A 23,635-nucleotide genomic window follows, 5' to 3' on the forward strand; every position below is an offset into this window, starting at 1 on the left:
GTTTATGAAGCTTAGATTTCTCTTGCTAATTACAATATTTACATGTTCGTTAGCTTTCGGACAAGGAAATAATTACGTTCAGAATTACGACAAATTCGACGGCTTATTATTAACACCACCTATGGGCTGGAACAGCTGGAACAGATTTGCCTGTAATGTAGATGAAAAATTAGTTAAAGAAACGGCTGATGCCATGATCAGTTCGGGCATGAAACAAGCCGGCTATACTTACATTAATATCGATGATTGTTGGCATGGAGATCGTGATAGTTTGGGCTTTATCCATCCAGATCCGAAAAGATTTCCCTCAGGAATGAAAGCCCTGGCTGATTACATCCATGGAAAAGGCTTAAAATTAGGTTTATATTCTGATGCGGGCTCTCAAACTTGTGGCGGTAGACCAGGAAGCAGAGGTTACGAATTTCAAGATGCATTAACCTATGCAAGTTGGGGAATTGATTACTTAAAATACGACTGGTGCAACACCGACGGGTTGAAAGCTGAAGGCGCTTATAAAACAATAACGGCAGCATTACGCAAAGCAGGCCGGCCAATGGTTTTAAGTATTTGCGAATGGGGAACGGATAAACCTTGGGTTTGGGGACCAGCGGTTGGGCATTTGTGGCGCACCAGCGGAGATATTTTTAACTGTTTTGATTGCGTTGAAGATCATGGAACATGGAAATCGTGGGGTGTAATGCAGATTTTGGATAAGCAAGATGGCTTGCGTCAATATGCGGGCCCCGGCCATTGGAATGATCCGGATATGTTAGAGATAGGAAATGGAAAACTAACACCAGGCGAAGATAGAGCACATTTTGCCATGTGGGCCATGTTAGCTGCACCCTTAATTGCTGGAAATGATTTGCGGAACATGAACCAGGAAACAATAGAAGTTTTAACGAACAAAAATATTATTGCAATCAATCAGGATGTTTTGGGGATTCAAGGCTTTAAGTATTCAAAATTAAATGGGTTTGAAATTTGGTTTAAGCCTTTAAATAAAGGAAATTGGGCGGTTTCGTTTTTAAATCGCTCTGCAGAAACTAAAAAGATTGATTTTAATTGGCAGGCTGAAAAAGTTAAGGATGAAGTTTTTCATAAGGAATTAAATGCAGGTGCTATTGTGTATAAAATTAAAAATGCCTGGACGGGAAAATCGGCTGGAACAACAAAAAGCAGTTTAAAAACAGAAATTCCATCTCATGATGTTTTAACTTTGATTTTGGAAAAGTAAGTTAATCCTGATTTTTTTCGGTTGGTGAGACACCAACTGAAAAAATAATAAAGAAAAATTTTTAGGACTAACGGTTGCTCTTTCACCGCCCGAAACTCTTAAACTCAGGAGGTTTCAAGTTTATTTTATAATTAATCTTCTTCAAAAAACTAAATAAATACCCTCGTCCCGGAGAAATTTTCTCTAAACTCTTTAGGCGTACAGTGTTTCTTTTTCTTAAACAAACGGTTAAAGTTGGAAATGTTATTAAAACCGCACTTATAAGAAATTTCAGAAACTGAATGCGTTGTTTCAATAAGCATCCGCGTAGCGTGGCCCAAACGGATTTCATTTAAACTATCTATAAATGTATTTCCTGTCCGTTTTTTAATAAACCGGCTAAAGGAAACTTCTGTCATGCTTACCAGTTTCGATAAATCTTTTAGGGTAATTTGCTTATTAAAGTTTGCGTTCATAAACTCGAAAGCCTTATCAATTCTTCTGCTGTTGTAGTTTAAAACTTGGTCGTTATTAAAAGTAGCATCAGATAAAACCCGCATACTTTTTGATGAGGATAAATCATGTAAAATGCTCATTAATTCCAGAACAGAATCAAATCCCTGAAGCTGGTTAATATCCAATATGCGTTGATAAACCTTTTCGATCGTTTCTCTCGGGAATAAGATTCCCCGAACTGAACGCTCGAACATTTTGCGAATAAAACTGAGCTGATTTCTGCGCAACATTTTATCATCAAAAAGATCTTTATGCCATTGAATAGTAACCTCGGTAATTTCCTCACTTTTGCAGTTATGGGTTGTCCAAACATGAGATAAATTCGGGCCAACCAACACCAGTTCCATGTCTGTAATTTCTTCAATATTATCGCCTACAATTCGCTTTGCACCCGGAGCGTTTAAAATTAAATTAAGTTCAAACTCTTCGTGAAAATGTAGCGGGAAATCGAAGTCTTGTTTTACCCTTGAAAAAATAGTGAAACAATCGTTTTGTGTGAGTGGCGTAATTTCTTTAATGATGTTATTCATAACTTATAGGTTCAAAAAAAATATCTTTAAGATAAAAGAACATTGATGCAATGTAACAAAAATATATTTGTTTATTAATAATATAAGGAGTTAATAAGGTTTAAATTATGTTTATAATATACTAATTGGTTAAAATAGTATTATTTTAAATTCAATTGATGGCCTATTTTAGATTATTATTAGATGAACAGAAATACTAGCCAAACTATATCAGAATGATTAAAAAAATACTACCATGTTTCTTGTTTTTTTGCTTACCATTCGTTACTGTTTTTGGTCAGTTAATTGATGGAAAGGCAAGCCTGCAAACCAAGAATTTATATAAAAATTTAGCCAAATTATCAGGCGCAAAAGTGTTGTTTGGACATCAGGATGATTTGGCTTATGGTGTAGGTTGGAAATATCAAAATGGTAGGAGCGATATCAAGGATTTAACGGGAGAATATCCTGCGGTCTTCGGTTGGGATATTTCGGGTTTAGAAACCAATCAAAAGGAAAATATTGATGGCGTTCCATTTGATAAAATGAAACAATACATTAAAAAAGCATACGATTTAGGTACAATAAATACATTAAGCTGGCACATGGATAATCCAATAAGTGGGAAAAATTCTTGGGACACTAGTTCAATAGCTGTTAAATCTATTCTTCCAAGTGGTTCAAAACACTTGCTGTATAAAAGCTGGCTGGATAAGTTTTCTGTATTTGTTAAATCATTAAGAGGTACTGACGGCAAGGCAATCCCAATTCTATTTAGGCCTTTTCATGAAAATGGCGGTGGTTGGTTTTGGTGGGGAGCAAAATCTTGTACCCCACAAGAATATAAGGCTTTATGGCAATTTACTATCAGTTATTTAAGAGATAAAAAGCAATTGCACAATTTGATTTATGTATTTAATCCCTGCGGCTTTAAAACTGAAGAACAATATTTAGAACGTTATCCAGGCAATAATTATGTTGATGTTTTAAGTTTCGATTACTATCAATACGGAGAAGTAGAGAAGGGCGAATCATTTGCGCAAGATGTTGCCAAAAACCTGGCTATTCAAAATAAAATAGCCCGAAGAAGTAAAAAAATAAGCGCACTTGCAGAAACAGGATATGTTGAAATTCCTGATGCAAACTGGTGGACAAACGTTTTTGCGAAGGCAATCCAAGAGAATAAACCATCTTATGTTCTGTTTTGGCGCAATGCCGGCTACCGGGAAAAGGAAAAGGATAATCATTATTATGCTCCATATCCCGGACAAATTTCCGCTCCAGATTTCCTGGAATTTATAAAGGGTAATAATATTCTTCTTCAAAAGGGATTGAAAAAATATTCGGTTTATAATTAGAAAAGCATGAAAAAATATCTTCCTTTATTGCTTTTCTTATTTCTTGCCATGTTGGGGTTTTCTTATGGACAAAAACCTGTATTAGAAAACAACATGGTTGATGCCAAGGCAACAACAGAGACAAAAGCCCTGTTTTATAATTTAAAAAACTTGGCTGGAAAAGGAGTGCTTTTTGGTCAGCAGGATGCTTTAATGTATGGGGTTGGTTGGCAAGGAGAATATGATAAGAGCGATGTTAAGAGTATAACAGGTTCTCATCCGGCATTATTCGGGTGTGATTTGGAATCCATTGCAAAAGACGATTCAGATCTTCAAAGCGCCGAAAAACTTAAAAGTTATTGTTTACAGGCTTACAAAATGGGTGGAATAAATACATTGAGCTGGCATGTTCAAAATTTTGTGACTGGAAAGAATTTTTACGATACCACAAAATGTGTTTCCTCTATTCTGCCCGGCGGCGAAAAACACAAGGAATTTACCAAATCTTTAGATAAAATTGCCTCGCTAATCAAATCTCTAAAAACCGGTAAAGGAATCGCTATTCCGGTTATTTTTCGTCCATTTCATGAGAATACGGGCAATTGGTTTTGGTGGGGAAAGCCTTTCTGTACTGCACATCAGTATAAAGCTCTATGGCAGTTTACGGTTAAATATCTTCGAGATAAAAAGCAACTACATAATCTAATTTACGCTTACTCTCCAGATCGAATCTCTGGAAATTTTGATAACTACATGGAACGCTACCCTGGCGATGACTTTGTTGATGTTCTAGGTTTCGATAACTATTATGAATTTAAAGATCTGAATGATGAACGATCAATTGATATAGCCGTTAAATCGATTGGACAAATTTGCACTTACGCAATCTCAAAAAACAAAATTGCGGCATTAACAGAAACAGGTCAGGAGAAACTCGTTCAGCCAAAATGGTTTACAACGGTTTTTAACAAAATAATGAACGATGCTGAAGCTTCAAAAATCTCTTATTTAATGGTTTGGCGAAATGCTCATACGGGTCATTTTTATGCACCATATCCTGGTCATTCGAGTGAAATCGATTTTAAAGAATTTTATAATAACCCAAAAACACTTTTTCTTAAAAATATAGGGAATATGTACGACACAAAAAAATCAATAATATTACCTAACTAAATATTTTACAGGATAATAACCAAATATGAAATTACAATTAATAGACGTTTTAATCATCATCCTCTACCTTGCTACAATGATTTTCATTGGCTTTTGGTATCGAAAAAAAGCCAAGCAGAATAAGGAAAGTTATATGATGGGTGGGAAATCTCTTCCTTGGTATAAGCTTGGGCTGAGTGATGCATCAGATATGTTCGATATCAGCGGAACGATGTGGATGGTTGCTTTGTGCTTTGTGTACGGCTTAAAAAGCATTTGGATTCCTTGGCTTTGGCCAGTATTCAATCAGGTTTTTATGATGATGTTTCTAAGCAAGTGGTTGCGTAGAAGTAATGCTAATACAGGTGCAGAATGGTTGCAAACAAGATTTGGAACCATCGGGAAAGGTGTAAAAGGTTCTCATGTTGTGGTAATTGCATTTGCATTAATTAGTTGTTTTGGATTTTTAGCTTATGGTTTTATCGGTTTGGGAAAATTCATGGAAATTTTTATCCCATGGGATTTTGTAAAAGCTTACGTGCCCTTTGATGTCCCTGCCAAATACGTCCCGCATTTCTATGGAATTGTATTTACATTATTTGCCATGTTTTATTCCATTTTAGGAGGGATGCACAGTATTGTTCTCGGGGATATGATTAAATATGCCTTTATGACCATTGGTTGTGTTGCAATTGCAGTTATTGCCATGAATCATCTTCATGGCCATACTTTAAATGTTCCAAAAGGTTGGGATGATCCCTTCTTCAGCTGGAAATTAGATTTGGATTGGAGTAAAATTGCGGCCGATGCCAATAAAAAAATAGCAGATGATGGTTTCAGTCTGTTCGGGATTTTCTTTGGAATGATGTTGTTGAAAGGTGTTTTTGCATCACTGGCTGGCCCAGCTCCAAACTATGATATGCAAAAGGTTTTAAGTACCAGAAGTCCAAAGGATGCAAGTAAAATGACTGGCTTTGTCAGTATCATTTTATTGCCAATCCGTTATTCTATGGTGATCGGTTTAACTGTATTGGCACTATTATATTACAACCAGATTTATTTAAAAGGCCCCGATGGTGTTACCGATTTCGAACGCATTTTACCTGCTACTATAAATAATTTTCTCCCCGTTGGGATCCTGGGAATTGTACTTACAGGTTTGCTTGGGGCATTTATGGGTACTTTTAGTGGTACGCTGAACGCAGCTCAAGCTTATATTGTAAACGATATTTATTTAAAATACATCAACCCTTCAGCAAGCACGAAAAAGGTAATCAACATGAATTATATTGTCGGTGTTGTGGTGGTTGCAATTGGTGTAGTTTTAGGGTTTTTCGCCAATAATGTAAATGATATTCTGCAGTGGATTGTTGGAGGCTTATACGGCGGTTATGTAGCTGCAAACTGCCTTAAATGGTATTGGTGGCGTTTTAATGCCAATGGTTTTTTCTGGGGAATGGCCGTTGGTATCGGGGCTGCGTTGGCAATGCCTTATGTAACAAATGGATTACCGCTCTATTGGTGGCCGTTGTTATTTGCACTTTCTATGATCGGTTGTGTCGTTGGTACTTACGCTGCCCCTCCAACTGAAGAAGCTACATTGAAATCGTTTTACAAAACGGTAAGGCCTTGGGGTTTTTGGAAACCGATCCATGCCTTGGTTGTAGCAGATGATCCAACTTTTCAGGCAAACAAAGGATTTAAGCTCGATATGTTTAATGTAGTGCTGGGAATCATCGCTCAGCTCTGCCTAACCATTTTACCAATGTATTTCATCTTGAGCATGCACACACCGCTTTTTATAACCATTGCCATTTTAGCAGTAATAGTATTTATTCTGAAAAGAACATGGTGGGATAAATTAGAAGATTAAAAAAAGATAATAAAATATTTTTATGATAGATTTTGAAAAAAGAAGACAGCAATTAGAGGAAGCACACCAAAATTTAGTTGCAATTAAAAATAAAAAAGCAGTTTTGGGAAATGGGATTTTCGACAGATATGAAAACCCTGTTTTAACTGCCGGTCATGCGCCATTAAACTGGAAATATGATTTTAATCCACAAACGAACCCTTATTTGTTAGAGCGGATTGGTATCAATGCCACCTTTAACGCTGGTGCAATTAAGTTTAATAACAAATATATTTTAGTTGTTAGGGTAGAGGGAACCGACCGAAAATCTTTTTTTGCTGTTGCCGAAAGCGACAACGGGGTTGATAACTTTACTTTTTGGAATGAGCCGGTAACCCTTCCGGAAACGAGCGAGCCTGACACCAATGTTTACGATATGCGTATTGTTTCCCATGAGGATGGCTGGATGTATGGTTTATTCTGCACAGAAAGAAAAGACCCAAATGCGCCTGCACACGATCAATCTATGGCTGTTGCGCAATGTGGAATTGTGCGTACAAAAGATTTAAAAACCTGGGAACGTTTGGCAGATTTAAAAACGCCATCGCCACAACAACGGAATGTGGTGCTGCATCCAGAATTTGTAGATGGAAAGTATGCTTTTTACACCCGTCCGCAGGATGGTTTTATTGAAAGCGGAACCGGTGGTGGAATTGGATTTGGGTTAAGTGAATCCATCGAAAATGCAGTGATTGAAAAGGAGTTAATTGTTGATAATAAAAACTACCATACCGTTTATGAGGCTAAAAACGGAATGGGGCCAGAACCGATTAAAACACCACATGGCTGGTTATTTTTAGCCCATGGTGTAAGAAATACCGCTGCCGGACTACGTTATGTGCTATATATGTTTATGACAGATTTAAACGATTTAACGAAAGTAATTTATAAACCTGCTGGATATCTTTTAGCTCCAGAAGGAAAAGAACGTATCGGAGACGTATCGAACGTAGTTTTTAGCAATGGGTGGATTTTAGATGAAGACGGAACGATGTTTATATATTATGCTTCTTCGGATACGAGAATGCACGTTGCAACCAGCACATTAGATATTCTGGTAGATTATGTAATGAACACGCCTGCAGATGAATTGCGTTCTGCCGCCACGGTGAACAGAATTTTAACCAATATTGAAAAGAACAAAGTGAGTTCAGTAATTTCGGAATAGGTTTGAAATTAGATTTAGCAAAATATAAGGAAGAATTAAGCTCAGAATTGGAAAATATTCTGAGCTATTGGAAGAATTTCACAGTTGATGAAGTTAATGGAGGCTTTGTTGGAAAAATCGACAATGATAACAATATTGATTATACTGGGCCTAAGGGAAGTGTTTTAAATGCCCGGATTCTTTGGTCTTTTTCCTCAGCTTATAATTTAAAAGGGAATGCTGATGATCTAGCAATTGCTGATCGAGCCTTTCAATACATTTTAAATCATTTTATTGATGATGAATTTGGTGGTGTTTATTGGTTGCTTGATGCAAAAGGAAACCCGATTGATACAAAAAAGCAGGTTTATGCCATAGCTTTCACCATTTATGCCTTTAGTGAATACTTCATTGCCAGTAATAATAACCTCGCGAAAGATAAGGCTATTGAGCTTTATAAAAACCTGGTCGCCAATAGTTACGACAATGAAAAAGGTGGCTATTTCGAAGCTTTTAGCAGAGAATGGAAATCTTTGGATGATTTAAGACTGAGTGAAAAAGATGCCAATGAAAAGAAAACGATGAATACGCATCTACATGTGTTAGAGGCGTTTACAACGCTGTACAAAATTTGGCCAAATGAAGATTTGAGGCGCAAAATTATAGCGCTTATCCATGATTTTACATCCCACATCATCAACGAGCAAACTGGAAATCTGGTTCTGTTTTTTGATGAAAACTGGATTCCAAAATCAGACATCATTTCTTACGGACACGACATAGAAGCCGCCTGGCTTTTGCTTGAAGCTGCAGAAGCTGTTCATGATGAAGCCCTAATTGAACATATAAAATCAACTTCAGTTAAAATGGCTGAAGTTGCTAAGAACGGCCTTGATGCAGATGGAAGTCTTTGGTACGAATACGAATCCTCTACAAATCATTTTATCAAGGAAAAACATTGGTGGGTACAGGCAGAAGCCATGGTTGGTTTTTTTAATGCTTGGCAGGTGTCAGCTGATGAACGCTTTCTGGAGACCAGTCTGAAAAATTGGGCGTTCGTGAAACGTAAAATCATCAATTATCCAAAAGGAGAGTGGTTTTGGGGTATAAGTGAACAGGATGAAGTAATGCCCGGCGAAGATAAGGTTGGTGTTTGGAAATGCCCTTATCACAATAGCCGGGCCTGTATAGAACTTATCAAGAGGATTGGACAGTTAATTCTTCCCAAAGCCTCGACCCTGTAGAACAATGGCTATGTCCCGGCAATCAGGCGTATGGTGCCGGTGGGTCCTACTGTGACGTTTTCAGTTATTATGGTCGAATAGGTGCTGAACTTAAGGGCTGGAACAGGTGCAATGGTTGCCAGAATGAACCAATTAGGCCATATGGTCAAAAATAAATTTTAAATATAACCTACCTTATTATGCGAACCATAGAAGTAAAGAAGCGTGTTTTGTTTTTATTTTCAATCACCCTATGTCTTGTTCTTAACTTATTTACCTCCCCTCAGACAAAGGCTCAATCTTTGCTGCATTCATTTCCTCTACAGCAGGTTACCTTGTTAACCCGGCGTTTTTAAAGATGCGCAGCAAACAGACATGGCTTATATGCTGGCTTTAGACCCAGACCGTTTGTTGGCTCCTTACCTTAAAGAAGCAGGACTAAAGCCTAAAAAAGAAAACTACGGAAACTGGGAAAATACGGGTTTGGATGGACATATAGGAGGACATTACCTATCTGCTTTATCTTTTATGTATGCCGCTACAGGCGACACCAGAATGAACAGTCGCCTGGACTATATGCTCGATGAGTTAAAAAGGGCACAGGATAAAATAGGAAGCGGTTATTTAGGTGGGACCCCTGGAGGAACAGCGATGTGGATGGAAATAGCTGCTGGCAAAATAGAAGTAGATACGTTCGCCCTGAATAAAAAATGGGTTCCCCTGTATAATTTGCATAAGCTTTTCGCTGGCCTTCGTGATGCTTATGTAATTGCAGGGAAAATACAGGCAAAAGAAGAGTTGATCCGATTAACGGATTATATCTACGGTGTCTCTCTCAAATTAACAGACGAACAGATCCAAACCATGCTGATCTCTGAACACGGTGGATTAAATGAAGTGTTTGCTGATGTTTCAGTAATTACCGGTAATAAAAAGTATTTGGCGCTAGCCCGCAGATTTTCTCATAAAAAGCTCTTGAACCAGTTAGAGAATAACAAGGACGAGCTTAATGGTCTGCATGCCAATATGCAGATCCCCAAAGTCGTTGGCTTTGAAAGAATCTCAGAAGTTGGAGGTGATGCTGACTTTGCAAAAGCTGCCAGTTTCTTCTGGGAAACAGTTGTAAAGAACCGCTCGGTAGTTATAGGTGGTAACAGCGTAAATGAGCATTTTAACCCATCAGATAATTTTAAAAGAATGATCACGGATGTTGCAGGCCCTGAAACTTGTAACTCCTATAATATGCTTAAACTAACCCGGCATCTTTTTGAAGATATGGGGAATACGAAGTATATGGATTATTACGAGCGTGTTTTGTATAATCATATTCTTTCGAGCCAGCATCCAACACATGGCGGATTTGTTTATTATACGCCAATGCGGCCTCAGCATTACCGCGTTTACTCACAGCCGCAGGAAACCATGTGGTGCTGCGTAGGATCTGGCATGGAAAATCATGGTAAATATGGCGAGCTGATTTATAGTTACCAGGGGCAGAATCTATATGTAAACTTATTTATTGCATCCCGACTGAACTGGAAATCCAAAGGACTTATTCTTTCCCAGCAAACAAAGTTTCCAGATACAGAAACGTCTCAAATCATAATCGATGCGGTAAAGCCTGGTACTTTTAGCATTAATGTTCGTTATCCGGTTTGGGTAGAGGCAGGTAAGCTGGAAATAAAAATAAACGGTGTCAAAGCGGCTATTCAGTCTCAACCCGGCTCTTATGTAAAACTTAACAGGATGTGGAAGGCCGGCGATAAAATTGAAGTTCGTTTACCTATGAAACTTAGTACGGAAGAATTACCTCATAGCTCAAATTATGTAGCATTTTTACATGGTCCTATTGTATTAGCTGCAAAAACCGGCACATCCGATCTGGATAATTTAATTGGCGATTCAAACCAGTTTGGAGGCTACCGTGCAAGAGGAAAAATGTACCCGTTGGACACTGCACCTGTTCTAGAGAGCAATGGAGCAAATCTTGAAAAATACTTAAAACCAGTTCCCGGGAAGCTTCAAACCTTTACTGCTCCAGGACTAATCGGTCCTGCAGCATTTAAAAACCTGCAACTGATCCCTTTCTACAAACTGCATGACGCACGGTATATGATCTATTGGTCAAAAAAGGGCCTTAAAAATACCAGCAACTGATGATATCTAACAAACTTTAAATGGAAAGATGTTACCTTAACTATGTAGTAGTTAAGGTAACCACACAGCCGAATAGATGGTGTATGCAAACTCAAAAAATTGTTTTATGATTGTAGCATTATCAGATATTTTGACATTTAGTTTATCCGTCGTTAAATATCCCTGTGAGAAATTAGTAATCTGTTAGCGGGGGAGATAGATGGTACAGTTGTTTCAACCATACTGCCTGAAGAATAAATCTGCTCTGGGAACGCACAGTGTGCCCAAGTATGACCATAAGGTTTTGCATTGGACACACCGCAGAAGAATAGCTGGAATACTCCTTGCAGAGACGCTTGATTTTTACTAATTTTAAGACAGCAACCAGAGGCGAAAAGTCTGCTAAATCCCTACATTAACAACATATGAGAAAAGTAACCCCATCTTCAGCGTATCATAAGGGCAGTCCAAAATCATTGAGCGGATTCTTTTACCGCATATCCAAAACGACAAAAAAAAATTTATCCGTTTTAATAATCGTTATTTGTACGTTTATTTCGGGCGTCCAAAACAGTTTTGCCCAATTGGAAAAAGGAAAACTCCTTTTTGGGGTGGCATACTATGATGAATATATGCCTTATGAACGCCTTGATAAGGATATCAAAATGATGAAAGCAGCGGGGATTAATGTAGTCAGGATCGCTGAGTCTACCTGGAGTACCATGGAACCTCAGGAAGGCGTCTACGATTTTACCCATATCGACAGAGTGCTCGATGGAATGCATAAAGCGGGTATCAGCGTGATTATTGGTACGCCAACATATGCTGTACCTACCTGGCTGGTGAAAAAATTTCCGGATGTACTGGCCATCACCTCAAGGGGGCCTAATCAATATGGTACACGGCAGAACATGGATATTACCAACATCCATTTCAGGACCTACGCTGAAAAAGCCATCCGCAAGATGCTTGAGCACATCAAGAGCCACCCAGCGATTATCGGTTTTCAAATTGATAATGAAACTAAATCCTATGGAACGGCCGGTCCAGAGGTTCAAAGACAGTTTGTGGCATACATGAAAGCCAAATATCCTTCCCTTGATGATATGAACAGTATCTTTGGTCTGGACTACTGGAGTAATCGGATTAATAATTGGGAAGACTTTCCATCTGTCAATGGAAGTATCAATGCCAGTCTGAATGCAGAATTTGCAAAGTTCCAGCGCGCACTGGTTACCAATTACCTTGCCTGGCAGGCAGCTATTGTTCGGGAATACAAGAAACCCTCACAGTTCATTACCCAGAATTTCGACCTGGACTGGCGCGGCCACTCATACGGTATACAAACGGAAGTCGATCATTTTGCAGCAGCAAAGGTTTTGGATGTTGCCGGCATTGATATCTATCATCCATCCCAGGACAAACTGACTGGGGCAGAGATTTCTTTTGGAGGCGATATAGCCCGGTCAATGAAGGCTGGGCAGAATTACCTGGTTATTGAAACCGAGGCGCAAGGTTTTCCAGAATGGGTGCCCTACCCCGGACAATTGAGGCTGCAAGCCTTTAGCCATCTGGCATCCGGTGCCGATATGGTATCCTACTGGCATTGGCACTCGATTCACAATTCTGCGGAAACCTATTGGAAAGGATTGCTCAGTCATGATTTTGAGCCTAATCCAACTTATGATGAAGCCAGGACGATAGGTGAAGATTTCAAAAAACTGGGACCTGATCTGGCTAACCTTAAGAAAAAAAATGACGTTGCCATACTTTTTAGCAATGAGGCGCAAACTGCATATAACTCCTTTGGACCGGGCAATTATAACAGTATCCTTCGACCAATGTATGATGTACTGTATAATATGAATATTGGTGTGGACTTTATCGATCCGTCAAGTGCAAAAATGGAACAGTATAAATTAATTGTCGTGCCTGCTTTGTATGCTGCCCCTGATAGTTTGCTGCGCCGTCTGAACAGCTTTGTGAAAAATGGTGGACATATTGTATATACCTTCAAAAGTGGTTTTTCTGATGAACATAATAAAGTAAGGACACTTAGACAGCCTGGAATAATAAGTGAGGCCTGCGGTATCAGTTACAATGAATTTACAGTTCCAGAAAAGGTGCCCCTTAAAGGCGATCCTTTTGGGGTTGGCAGTCAGAACTTTGTGGAGAAGTGGATGGAGCTGATCACACCGACTACTGCAAAGGTACTGGCCTTTTATGACCATCCTGCATGGGGCAAATATGCAGCAGTTACACAGAACAATTATGGAAAGGGATCGGCAATCTACATTGGTTGCGGCATCAATGGAACTCTTACCGAAAAGATTCTGGAAAGGGCATTGAAAGATGCCGGCCTTTGGGGCAATGATCAACTGATGAAATTTCCGTTGATTACCAAGTCGGGAGTAAATAATCAAAATAAGGGGGTACATTATTATCTCAATTATTCTGCCACACCCAAATCATTTGTTTATGCATATCCTAAAGGGAAATCCCTGCTTAGCGGAGATAGTATACCCGCTCAAAGTAAGCATACCTTACCCGCCTGGGGTTTTCAGATCGTTCTCGAGCAGTAATGGAAAAAAAGTGCTGATCCTGACAGGATTTTACGGTTGTAAGATTGCAAATCTACAAGTGGATAAAAACCCAGCCGCAAAACAGATCAATGGATGGTAAAGCAATAATAGTAATGCTGTATGGGGGGAAGAGATTATTTCTTCTCCCAACAATTCTTTAAGCCGATCCGAGCATCATTAATTTAAGATACGGTTAGTTAAGTGTGATTCCCGGGTGTTTAGCCCGGGTTTCTTTTTTTTATTTTTTGTGCTTCTTTGAATTGTTAATTCTTTCGAAGATTTTAGATTGTTGTGCGTTACCCTTTCTGTCTATTGAAATAAGGGTATCTAATTTTGTTTAAAGGCGTTGAAATCTGATAATTTCTTTATGAATCTTAACGGGTCAACTTAAGGCTATCACGTTTTTGTTTGTACTTTAACCTATAGGGCACAATATGATACCAAATGGCACTTTCTGATAAGTGGTTTTCATACGATTTATACAATACTTGTGACAGGTAATTATGCTAGTTAATTATCTCTAACCATTTATTTAATCGTGTATGAAAAAATTAATTACAACCAGATGGCTTGCTGTATTTTTTATGCTTGCCTTTTTACATTTTAATACCGTAGGTTTTGCGCAGAACAGCGTTGTCAGCGGCAAGATTATTGACGAAGCAGCAAAACCACTTCCTGGTGTTTCCGTGTTAGTGAAGGGCTCCAAAATCAGTACGGTGTCGGAACTTGACGGCAGCTTTAAAATTGCTGCTACTTCCAACGCAACTTTATTAGTCTCATTTGTGGGGATGGAGACTCAGGAAATTAACCTGGGCGGGCGAACTACACTCAACATTTCAATGAAAGCTTCCGCAAATGTTTTGGATGAGATGGTTGTTGTGGGATATGGCACCCAGAAAAGAACTGATGTAACATCATCCATTACAAGGGCTGATATGAAAAATGCAAATCAGTTGCCCGTTCAGGGCGTTGAACAGGCACTGCAGGGAAGAGCGGCAGGCGTTCAAGTTGTAAATACGAACGGCCTTCCGGGTTCTGCTGTTATGGTTCGCATCAGGGGCGTGGGAACCGTGAATAACAACGAACCGCTATATGTAGTTGATGGAATTCCAGTGAGCGGCCTGAATTTTCTTACTCCGGCTGACATAGAGTCTGTAGACATACTGAAAGATGCCTCGGCTGCTGCAATTTACGGAAATAGGGCAGCAAATGGAGTGGTATTGATCACTACAAAGAAAGGAAAGGGCAAAACAACGATTTCATTTGATAGCTATTATGCCAGCAGTAAACCCTGGAGAGACTATAAACCAGCCGGCAGGGATGAGTATCTTTATATGTCAAAAGTGGTGAACGGCGAATCTTCGACAGAGTATAAAAAGACGAAGGCTGCCTACGATCAGGGCAACTATACCAACTGGTGGGATGAGACAGTCAATTCCGCACCCACTCAGAATTACAATGTGGCAGTAAGCGGAAGTACGGATAAGATCCATTATTCATTGAATGGTTCCTATTATAAGCAGGAGGGCATGGTCAAACCGTCCGGATATGAGCGTTTTACTTTCCGGTCGAATGCAGATTACAAAGTCCGGGATTGGTGGAAGATTGGTGAAAACTTCAGTTTGTCGAATGAAAAGAACATCAATACGCTACAGAACATCCTGGGACTTATCAAACAATACGACCCGCTAATACCTGTATTGGATTTGAATAAGGACCAGGCAGATCCCTACAATAAATTTGCAGTATCAAACACCACATTTGGCAGCAGTCCACTTGCCAGGCTGGCCAGGATCATAGGTCAGGGTGAAACATTAAGGGCAGTAGGCAACGTATATACTGATATCAACCTGACTAAGAATATTGTATTGAACTCCAGCTTTGGGTTAGATGTGGGAAGGCCGAGCTCCTGGTCATTTGTACCTACTTATTTTATGAGTGCGAGCGATAAGAACGAACTCCGTTCGGCTTCGGCAGGAAGTTCAAAGAACAACCATTGGGTATCCACCCAGACGATGACATGGACACCAAAGATCGGGGACCATAGTTTCAATGTACTTGCCGGTGCGAGTTTTGAGAAATCTACCTGGAGGTCACTCTCCGGTACGAGCTACGGTCAGCCTAGCAATGATCCCAAAGACTGGTACATAGATGCCGGAACCAGTTCAAGTTACAACCTAAGTGGCAATGCGGGCTCTTCGGGACTCAATTCTTATTTTGGAAGATTAATCTACAACTTTAAAGACAAATATTTGTTTAACGCAAGCATTCGGCATGATGGTACCTCAGCATTTTCGAAAGACTCCAGATGGGGTACATTTCCAGCTGCATCACTAGGCTGGGTAGTAAGCAAAGAACAATTTTGGGGGAAAGAAACGGCAAAATGGTTCAGCAATCTTAAGATAAGAGGGGGATGGGGCCAGTTGGGTAATCAAAATGTACCCGGTGCGAACAATTACGCCACGTATATCGCCGGAGGTGTAAACCGTCGGTTTGTTTTGGGAGATGGTACAATTGTACAAGGATATGCCATGGACAATTTGGGCAATTCACTGCTGCACTGGGAAACCACCCGGCAGGTAGATGCGGCTGTAGATTTTGGTTTTTTCAACAATGCGCTCACTTTTACTGCCGAATATTATACGCGTAAAACAAAGGATATGCTAGTTTCTTTGCCTGTTGCGGACGTATTTGGTGTTTCCTCACCTATTGTCAACATTGGATCGGTACGTAATAGAGGCTTCGATTTTGAGGTCAATTACAATGGTAATATAGGCTCAGACTTTAAATATACCATTGGAGGCAACCTCTCGGCTTATAAAAATATGGTTGTTGATCTTGGTCTGGGCGCACCTTATGTAGATGAAGTTACAGGATCACGGGTGACCGGATTCTCGCGCACAGCCGTAGGCCAGCCGATCGGCCAGTTTTATGGATATAAGACTGCGGGGATTTTCCAAAGCCAGGCAGAGGTAGATGGCTATATCGGCAAAAATGGGAAGATCCAACCCAATGCACGCCCAGGTGATTTTAGGTTCCAGGACATTAATGGGGATGGATTGGTCAATGACGGCGATAAGACCACAATAGGAAATCCACATCCTGATTTTACTTACGGATTCAATACCAGTTTAAACTACAAAAATTTTGATATTGTCTTGTATGTGCAAGGGTCAGCCGGGAATGACAACATTAATCTTACCAAGTATACTACAAATCAACCACTTGGATTTGATAATATTCAGGCAGGAGTGGCTTACGCAGCATGGACACCTGAAAACCACTCTAATACCCAACCCATCATGTCAAAGAACGATCCCAATAACAATTTCAGAACCTCTGATTTTTATGTGGAAGATGCTTCGTATATCCGGCTGAAAACCGTTCAGCTTGGCTACACTCTTCCTACGAAATTCATTTCCAAAGCGTCGTTTTCCAGTGTGAGGATCTATGTTGCCGCTCAAAACCTTTTCACTATTACTGATTACTCCGGACTGGATCCCGAGGTGGGACCGTATTCGGTGGATGCGTTCAATACAGTGGTCGATAATGCAAGGATGTCCAGGCTGATGGGAGCTGATTTTGGTGCGTTTCCGAATCCAAGAACCTTACAAGTAGGACTTAGTGTTAAATTTTAGTTAGAAGAAATACAATGAGAAAATATATATATGCCATGCTTGCTTTTGTCATACTTGCAATTAGCTGCAGCAAAAATTTAGATACAAATGTTGTGATCAGGGATGAAATATCAACGTATTTCAAAACCCCCGATCAAATTAACGGAGCGCTTATAGACGCCTATAATGTACTGCAGAGGGAAAATATCATCGGGCCGCTTTATATCCTGGGGGATATTGCAAGTGACGATGGGTTAAAAGGCGGAGAGACTATTGGCGACTGGGCAGACATCGAACAATATGTTGAAAACAGGCCTATGGCGGTAAATTCAGTTGGCGGAAATTTTTGGGCAAGTTGCTATGCGCTCATCAGTAAATCAAACCTGGTCATAGATAGAATTGACAATGTTGCCGATTTCGGAGGTAACAATGCATTGAAAGCGAGGTACCGGTCAGAAGCACTTTTTTTACGTGCATTTGGCTATTCTTATCTTGCAATGGCCTATGGTGATGTGCCTATCATCACCGCGGCGGTGATAGACTACAAAAATATTGATGCAAAATTATTGAACCGAAAACCTGTAGCGGAGCTATGGGCACTGGTAGAAAAAGATCTGGCCGCTGCTGTACCGGGTCTCGCCACAGCAGCGCAGCTGAAGGCAGACAGCCAACTGGGAAGGATTTCAAAAGGGGCAGCCCAGGCCTTATTAGCTAAAGCATTTATGTTCCAACGTAAGTATGACGCTGCTCAGCCTGTCTTAAAAGACCTGATTGATAACGGTGGCTATTCTTTACAGAGTGACTATGGAAAGGTATTTAGACAGGAAGGGGAATTCGGTAATGAGAACATTTTTGAAGTTAATTTTATTAAGCAAGACGGTGGTTGGGGTGAAAGTTGCGAAGGCAGTGTCAGAAATGTACAGCAAATGAGCCGTGACGACTGGGGCTGGGGTTTCAATCAACCTACCCAAGATCTTATAAATGATTATGAGCCGGGAGATCCTAGAATTATCTACACTGTCAATTTCAGCAAAGACCAGTATGTCAGCGGTACCGAGCAAAAAAACAGCCAGAACAACGTATATGGCTATCATTCCCGTAAAGCATTCCTGCTGCCCTCAGAACGCCCGTCAAGTGCTTCCTGTGCAGGTACCAACAACATCATTTTCAGGTTGTCGGACATTTATCTGCTTTATGCAGAGGCACTGATACAAGGCAACCCAAAAAATCCGGCTACGGCGCTGTTCTATTTAAATGAAGTCCGTAAACGTGCGAATACCACCCCCAAAATCGATCCGGAAAGGGTATTCCAATTTTTTACGGTGGCATCAAACCTATTACCGATGCGTACTTATTCTACGGATGCGCAGTTGTTGAATGACATCTGGCATGAACGCCGTGTTGAACTGGCGATGGAAGGGCAGCGCTACTGGGATTTAATCCGCACAAAGAGGACAAGTTTATTAAAAGATTATTATCAAAACTGGGGCGTGTCTAAAGGATTTGAGGTAAAGGGCGATCTGAAAGGAAAGTTCTACACCCAATGGATCAGTCAATTGGGTAAAGATGACTATCCTACCATACCAATTCCCCAATCTGAAATAGATAAGTCTCAGGGCAACCTTCAGCAAACAAAAGGTTATTAGGAATCCGAAGACACTTATACAAGGCCGGAATTGTCCGGCCTTGTTTAGCAATTTATTGACGGGTATTATAAATTTACTTAGATTGAACAGATAAACACAGTTTGACGTTCTTTGCCGATATGATTAAGAAACTGACCATTTTTAGTGTGATATTATTGCTCTGGCAAATCAGTCTGACCGGACTCGCCCAGGAAAAGCCTGCATTGGAATTTGTGCATCTGACCACAGCAAACGGACTTTCTGAAAGTAAGGTAAACTGTATATTGAAAGACAAATATGGCTTTATGTGGTTTGGCACCCAGGATGGCCTGAATAAATATGATGGTTATAAGTTTAAGGTATACCGTAGCAACCCAAAAAAATCTGGCAACATTCCCTACAACAATATCAAATGTCTGTTTGAAGACAGGAGCGGTAAACTGTGGATCGGCACCCTTGGCGGAGGTCTTGCATTCTACGACAGAAACAAGGATGCTTTCATTTCTGTTGGGAAAGATGGGAGCGAAAAGCTGAATGACCTTAATATCACATCTATTTTTGAAGACAGGAAAGGTCGCTTTTGGGTGGGCACCACTAAAGGTCTTCACCTTTTGGACAGAAGGACCAAAAAAATCAATACCTTTTTTCCGGGACAGGCCGAAAAAAGCGCCCAATGTCAGTACGTAACCGTTATATATGAGGATAAAAGAGATAACCTTTGGGTCGGAACGAAAGAGGGATTAAGCCTGTTCGACCTGGAGAGCAGACAGTTTGAATCGTTCATGAATACCGGGGTTAAAGGAAGTATCAGTGACAACATCATCACGGCAATCTCAACAGACCATAAGGGCAATCTTTGGATAGGGACCACCAACGGTCTGAATAGATATGACTACCAAACCCGTAATTTCGTTTCCTATAAGCATGAGCCGAACAGGCCGGAGAGCCTGGCTGATAACGTTATTAACGCTTTATGTAGTTACGGGAGTGGCAAATTTTGGGTGGCAACTGAAGATGGACTTGATCTCTTTGACATTGACAAAGGAAGTTTTATGCATTATAGAAAGGATGCCAAGGATGAGCGCTCATTAAGCAACAGCTCAGTTTATTCCATGTTACTGGATGGTCAGGGTATACTATGGCTCGGTACATATGCCGGGGGTGTTAACAAGTACGACAGAAATCAGACTAGTTTTAAGCTCTATCGTAACTTTGGTCTTGATCGTTCCGATTTTAACTCTAATATCGTAACTTCATTTGCCGAAGACCATGGCGGTGATATTTGGATAGGTACCGATGGCGGAGGGTTATACCTCTGGAACCGGAGTGCAAGTCGGTTCACCTCCTATAATTCTGCCGTAAGAACATACCCTTTAAAAAGTATGTCGGTTCTAAGTCTTAGGTTAAACCATAAAAAAGATAAACTGTGGATTGGCACCTATGACATGGGACTAGCCTGCATGGACATCAATTCGAAAAAAATCAGTTATTATCCACCACTTCAGCTGCGCAACAAATCGGTTTATGCACTATTGGAAGATCGGAAAGGACAAATATGGATTGGTACAAATGGAGGTGGTGTAAATGTTCTGGATCCGGTTTCCGGAAAGATCAAAAATTATTCTAGCAGTGATGCCGGCAATAGTCTATCCAACAATTTCATCAGATCTTTTTATGAGGACAGGGATGGAAAAATTTGGATAGGTACGCATTCTGGCGGAATTAGTGTGCTGGATCCTGAACGGGACAAGTTCGTTACTTACAACAGCAGTAACAGTGGTTTAAGTAATGACATGGTATATGCCCTTTATGGTGATCATAAAGGTCGGGTATGGATAGGAACAATGGGCGGAGGGCTAAATGTTTTCGATCCGGTAAAAAAGAGATTTAATGCTTTTACTGAAACTGAGGGCCTTGCAAGTAATATTGTAAGTTGCCTGGTGGAAGACAAGATGGGGTATTTTTGGATCAGCACTGACAATGGATTGAGCCGCTTCGATCCCAAAACCGGTGCCGTTAAAAATTATAGTATGCTTAATGGATTGCAGAGCAATGAGTTTATCTTAGGGTCAGGTGGTCTGATGAGTACAGGAGAAGTTCTTTTTGGGGGGCTGAACGGCTTCAATATTTTTGATCCGGCAAGCATTAAAGAAAATCGATATAGTCCCCCAGTGGTGATCACAGATTTTTTATTGTTCAACAGGTCGATATTGGGTGCAGACCAAAATTTGCTTAAGGACTTAAATATCAATGAAACCAAGGAAATTACCCTTTCCCATGACCAGTCTGTTTTCACTATCGAATTCAGTGCGCTTAGTTATACCGTGCCCGAAAAGACCAGCTACGCCTATAAATTGGAGGGCTTTGATCAGGAATGGAACTACATTGGCCACGAACGAAAGGCAACTTATACCAATTTAAATCCCGGAACCTATACTTTTACCGTTAAGGCCGCAAATAGCGATGGTATATGGAGCGGTAAGTCTTCCTTTTTGAAGATTATCATTGAGCCGCCATTCTGGAAAACGATTTGGGCCTACCTGTTTTATCTTGTTGCCGTTTCTGCTTTGTTATACCTTATCTATGTAGAGATCCGTTCCAGAGAGAAACTGAGAAGCGAAGTTAAATATCAGAAACTAGCTGCTGATAAAATGGAAGAGCTCAACCAGTTGAAATTTAATTTTTTCACGAATATTTCCCACGAGCTTCGCACTCCGCTTTCACTGATCATCGATCCGCTTAGAAAAATGATGTCAGAGGAAATTACTGGCTCCCAGGCGAAAAGATATAGCCAGCTGGTTTACAAAAATGCGGGTCGGCTGATGAATTTGGTCAATCAGTTGCTTGATTTTAGGAAACTGGAAAATGGCAATCTCAGGCTCGATCTCAAAAAAGTAGACATAATAAGTATATTACAGAATATTGTAGACAGCTTTAATCTCAAGGCAGCTGACCGCAAAATCGATTATTTTTTTGAAAAAAAAACAGCTTCGTTCTATGCGCTCATCGATACGGACAAATTTGAGAAGATCTTATTCAATCTCATTTCTAATGCCTTTAAATATACGCCGGACTTCGGAGAGATCATCGTGTCGGTCGCTGTGAAAGGGATTGATGGATTACCGGATAAGGGACTGTTGGAGATCCATGTGAAAGATACTGGAATTGGCATTCCTGTCGAGTTGAGAGAAAAGATTTTTGATGTATTTTACCAGGTTAAGGATGTGAAGAGGTTTGAAAATGTGTCAAGTGGCATAGGCCTGGCACTTACAAAGGAGCTGGTTTTGCTTCATAATGGTGAAATCAGTGTCGAAGGAGATGAGAAGCGGGGCTCTGATTTTGTGATTCGTATCCCCGTAGATACTTACGATCGTGCTGAACCTTACAACCGGTTATCTATGAAGGATGAAAATAGTACTAAAGTGGAGGGGGCGGTAAACGATGAGATCCATAAGGTTGATGAAAATGGGCCACAAGAAGAGAAGGCCGCAGATCTGCCGATCATTCTTATCGTAGAAGACAATCAGGAATTAAGGGAATATGTTGCAGAAGAATTACAGGCAGATTACCAGGTCGAAGAGGCGGCAAATGGTATTGAGGGTTTTGAGCGCGCGTTGAAAATTGTGCCCGATCTGATTATCAGCGATGTCATGATGCCAGAAAGTGATGGACTTGAAATGTGTAACAAGCTTAAAAATGATGAGAGAACCAGCCATATTCCTGTTGTTCTGCTTACCGCCAAGCAGGCAGAAGAACATAAAATCGATGGCTATAGCAGTGGGGCAGATGCTTACATCTCCAAGCCCTTTAATATGGTATTGCTGGTTGCCAGGATAAAGAATATCCTTGAATCAAGAAGCAAACTCAGAATGCTCTATTTAAAAGGGGAAAGTCAGCTCCCTGAGTATGAGCTGGTGGATATTGATCTGAAATTTATAAAAAAGGCAACTCAGATCGTGGAAGAGCATGTTTCTGACCCGAATTTTGACATCGATAAGCTTGCCGGTGGATTGCGAATGAGTAGAAGACAGCTTTATCGTAAACTAAAAGCGCTGACCAATCAGACTGCTCATGATTTTGTTAACGGCATCAAGCTGGAAATGGCGACCAGACTGTTGTTAAGTGGTGATTATACAATCTCCGAGATTGCTTACAGGTTAGGGTTTTCAGAACCGGCCAATTTCAGCCGGTCTTTTACCAGGGAGCATGGGGTAAGCCCAAAAAAATATATCAACGATCAAAAGCAGGGCAAGCTTCATCCATAGCGTCACCTTGTTTACGGGGCAGGAACATTTTTCATGTTATATGATCCGATGTTTTGGAATAAAATGGTGATTTCGGGCCAGTTGAAAAACGGTTTGCATGACGTTTAGTAGTAGGCTATGGGAAGGAATGAGATCGCAGCTGATAAACCAATGAACCTTCGTTTAAATCATTGGGTGTTTACTTCGGATCAGATAAATCTCACCAATCCACTTTTACAGGTTTTCAGAACACAATCTGGAAACAACGATAATGAACTAACAAAGCTGATGTGGGAACGCTCCTTTTATGCGCTCCGATTACCCGATTTTGGTCATTAATGAAGTGTATTGGCATATATTGATAAGCTGTAGGACATATACAATGGCTAGTTTTGTTTTTTAGAAAGGACAACTAGAAT

At 40.3% G+C, this 23,635-nt stretch carries 13 protein-coding genes and 1 pseudogene; 13 read left to right on the top strand and 1 reads right to left on the bottom strand.

Going from position 1 to position 23,635, the window contains the following annotated elements; all coding sequences use genetic code 11:
• Positions 1–4 precede the first annotated feature (4 nt).
• Positions 5–1,237, top strand: a complete 1,233-nt coding sequence (locus tag QF042_RS09815; RefSeq protein ID WP_307527760.1) for a glycoside hydrolase family 27 protein — start codon at positions 5–7, stop codon at positions 1,235–1,237.
• Between the two features lie 149 nt (positions 1,238–1,386).
• On the opposite strand, the gene QF042_RS09820 is transcribed toward QF042_RS09815, so the two are convergent.
• On the bottom strand, positions 1,387–2,262 hold the full coding sequence (locus QF042_RS09820) for an AraC family transcriptional regulator (protein ID WP_307527762.1): 876 nt from the start codon (positions 2,260–2,262) through the stop codon (positions 1,387–1,389).
• A 215-nt stretch (positions 2,263–2,477) separates the two neighbouring features.
• On the opposite strand from QF042_RS09820, the gene QF042_RS09825 reads away from it, so the two are divergent.
• The 12 genes and pseudogenes from QF042_RS09825 (at position 2,478) to QF042_RS09880 (ending at position 23,555) form a co-directional block, all read left to right on the top strand.
• Complete coding sequence (locus tag QF042_RS09825) at positions 2,478–3,599, top strand: glycoside hydrolase family 26 protein (RefSeq protein WP_307527763.1); 1,122 nt, start codon at positions 2,478–2,480, stop codon at positions 3,597–3,599.
• 6 nt (positions 3,600–3,605) lie between these two features.
• Positions 3,606–4,751 (top strand): glycoside hydrolase family 26 protein, encoded by a 1,146-nt coding sequence (locus QF042_RS09830; protein ID WP_307527765.1) that lies wholly within the window; start codon positions 3,606–3,608, stop codon positions 4,749–4,751.
• 25 nt (positions 4,752–4,776) lie between these two features.
• On the top strand, positions 4,777–6,603 hold the full coding sequence (locus QF042_RS09835) for a sodium:solute symporter family protein (RefSeq protein ID WP_307527767.1): 1,827 nt from the start codon (positions 4,777–4,779) through the stop codon (positions 6,601–6,603).
• Between the two features lie 22 nt (positions 6,604–6,625).
• Positions 6,626–7,810 (top strand): glycosidase, encoded by a 1,185-nt coding sequence (locus QF042_RS09840; protein WP_307527769.1) that lies wholly within the window; start codon positions 6,626–6,628, stop codon positions 7,808–7,810.
• 2 nt (positions 7,811–7,812) lie between these two features.
• Positions 7,813–9,033, top strand: a complete 1,221-nt coding sequence (locus QF042_RS09845; protein WP_307527771.1) for an AGE family epimerase/isomerase — start codon at positions 7,813–7,815, stop codon at positions 9,031–9,033.
• 336 nt (positions 9,034–9,369) lie between these two features.
• Positions 9,370–10,788 (top strand): annotated as a pseudogene (locus tag QF042_RS09850) (glycoside hydrolase family 127 protein); the annotation flags it as partial.
• A 9-nt stretch (positions 10,789–10,797) separates the two neighbouring features.
• Positions 10,798–11,169 (top strand): DUF4986 domain-containing protein, encoded by a 372-nt coding sequence (locus QF042_RS09855; protein ID WP_373459100.1) that lies wholly within the window; start codon positions 10,798–10,800, stop codon positions 11,167–11,169.
• 563 nt (positions 11,170–11,732) lie between these two features.
• Positions 11,733–13,730 (top strand): beta-galactosidase, encoded by a 1,998-nt coding sequence (locus QF042_RS09860; protein ID WP_307527773.1) that lies wholly within the window; start codon positions 11,733–11,735, stop codon positions 13,728–13,730.
• 542 nt (positions 13,731–14,272) lie between these two features.
• Positions 14,273–17,368, top strand: coding sequence for a TonB-dependent receptor (locus QF042_RS09865; RefSeq protein WP_307527776.1), 3,096 nt, complete (start codon positions 14,273–14,275; stop codon positions 17,366–17,368).
• 14 nt (positions 17,369–17,382) lie between these two features.
• Positions 17,383–18,993 carry a RagB/SusD family nutrient uptake outer membrane protein gene (locus QF042_RS09870; RefSeq protein WP_307527778.1) on the top strand — a complete coding sequence of 537 codons (1,611 nt, stop codon included), beginning with the start codon at positions 17,383–17,385 and terminating at the stop codon, positions 18,991–18,993.
• Positions 18,994–19,112: 119 nt separating this feature from the next.
• Positions 19,113–23,237, top strand: a complete 4,125-nt coding sequence (locus QF042_RS09875; protein ID WP_307527781.1) for a hybrid sensor histidine kinase/response regulator transcription factor — start codon at positions 19,113–19,115, stop codon at positions 23,235–23,237.
• Between the two features lie 117 nt (positions 23,238–23,354).
• The gene (locus tag QF042_RS09880) at positions 23,355–23,555 is read left to right on the top strand and encodes a hypothetical protein (RefSeq protein WP_307527783.1); all 201 of its coding nucleotides are present in this window, start codon (positions 23,355–23,357) and stop codon (positions 23,553–23,555) included.
• The last annotated feature ends 80 nt before the right edge of the window (positions 23,556–23,635 follow it).

The organism is Pedobacter sp. W3I1, assembly GCF_030816015.1.
In the GTDB taxonomy this organism is placed as follows: domain Bacteria; phylum Bacteroidota; class Bacteroidia; order Sphingobacteriales; family Sphingobacteriaceae; genus Pedobacter.

Excerpts from the sequence above, each read along its gene's own strand:
- QF042_RS09815 (WP_307527760.1), top strand. The coding sequence starts at position 5 with ATGAAGCTTAGATTTCTCTTGCTAATTACAATATTTACATGTTCGTTA.
- QF042_RS09820 (WP_307527762.1), bottom strand. The coding sequence starts at position 2,262 with ATGAATAACATCATTAAAGAAATTACGCCACTCACACAAAACGATTGT.
- QF042_RS09825 (WP_307527763.1), top strand. The coding sequence starts at position 2,478 with ATGATTAAAAAAATACTACCATGTTTCTTGTTTTTTTGCTTACCATTC.
- QF042_RS09830 (WP_307527765.1), top strand. The coding sequence starts at position 3,606 with ATGAAAAAATATCTTCCTTTATTGCTTTTCTTATTTCTTGCCATGTTG.
- QF042_RS09835 (WP_307527767.1), top strand. The coding sequence starts at position 4,777 with ATGAAATTACAATTAATAGACGTTTTAATCATCATCCTCTACCTTGCT.
- QF042_RS09840 (WP_307527769.1), top strand. The coding sequence starts at position 6,626 with ATGATAGATTTTGAAAAAAGAAGACAGCAATTAGAGGAAGCACACCAA.
- QF042_RS09855 (WP_373459100.1), top strand. The coding sequence starts at position 10,798 with ATGAAACTTAGTACGGAAGAATTACCTCATAGCTCAAATTATGTAGCA.
- QF042_RS09865 (WP_307527776.1), top strand. The coding sequence starts at position 14,273 with ATGAAAAAATTAATTACAACCAGATGGCTTGCTGTATTTTTTATGCTT.
- QF042_RS09870 (WP_307527778.1), top strand. The coding sequence starts at position 17,383 with ATGAGAAAATATATATATGCCATGCTTGCTTTTGTCATACTTGCAATT.
- QF042_RS09875 (WP_307527781.1), top strand. The coding sequence starts at position 19,113 with ATGATTAAGAAACTGACCATTTTTAGTGTGATATTATTGCTCTGGCAA.
- QF042_RS09880 (WP_307527783.1), top strand. The coding sequence starts at position 23,355 with ATGGGAAGGAATGAGATCGCAGCTGATAAACCAATGAACCTTCGTTTA.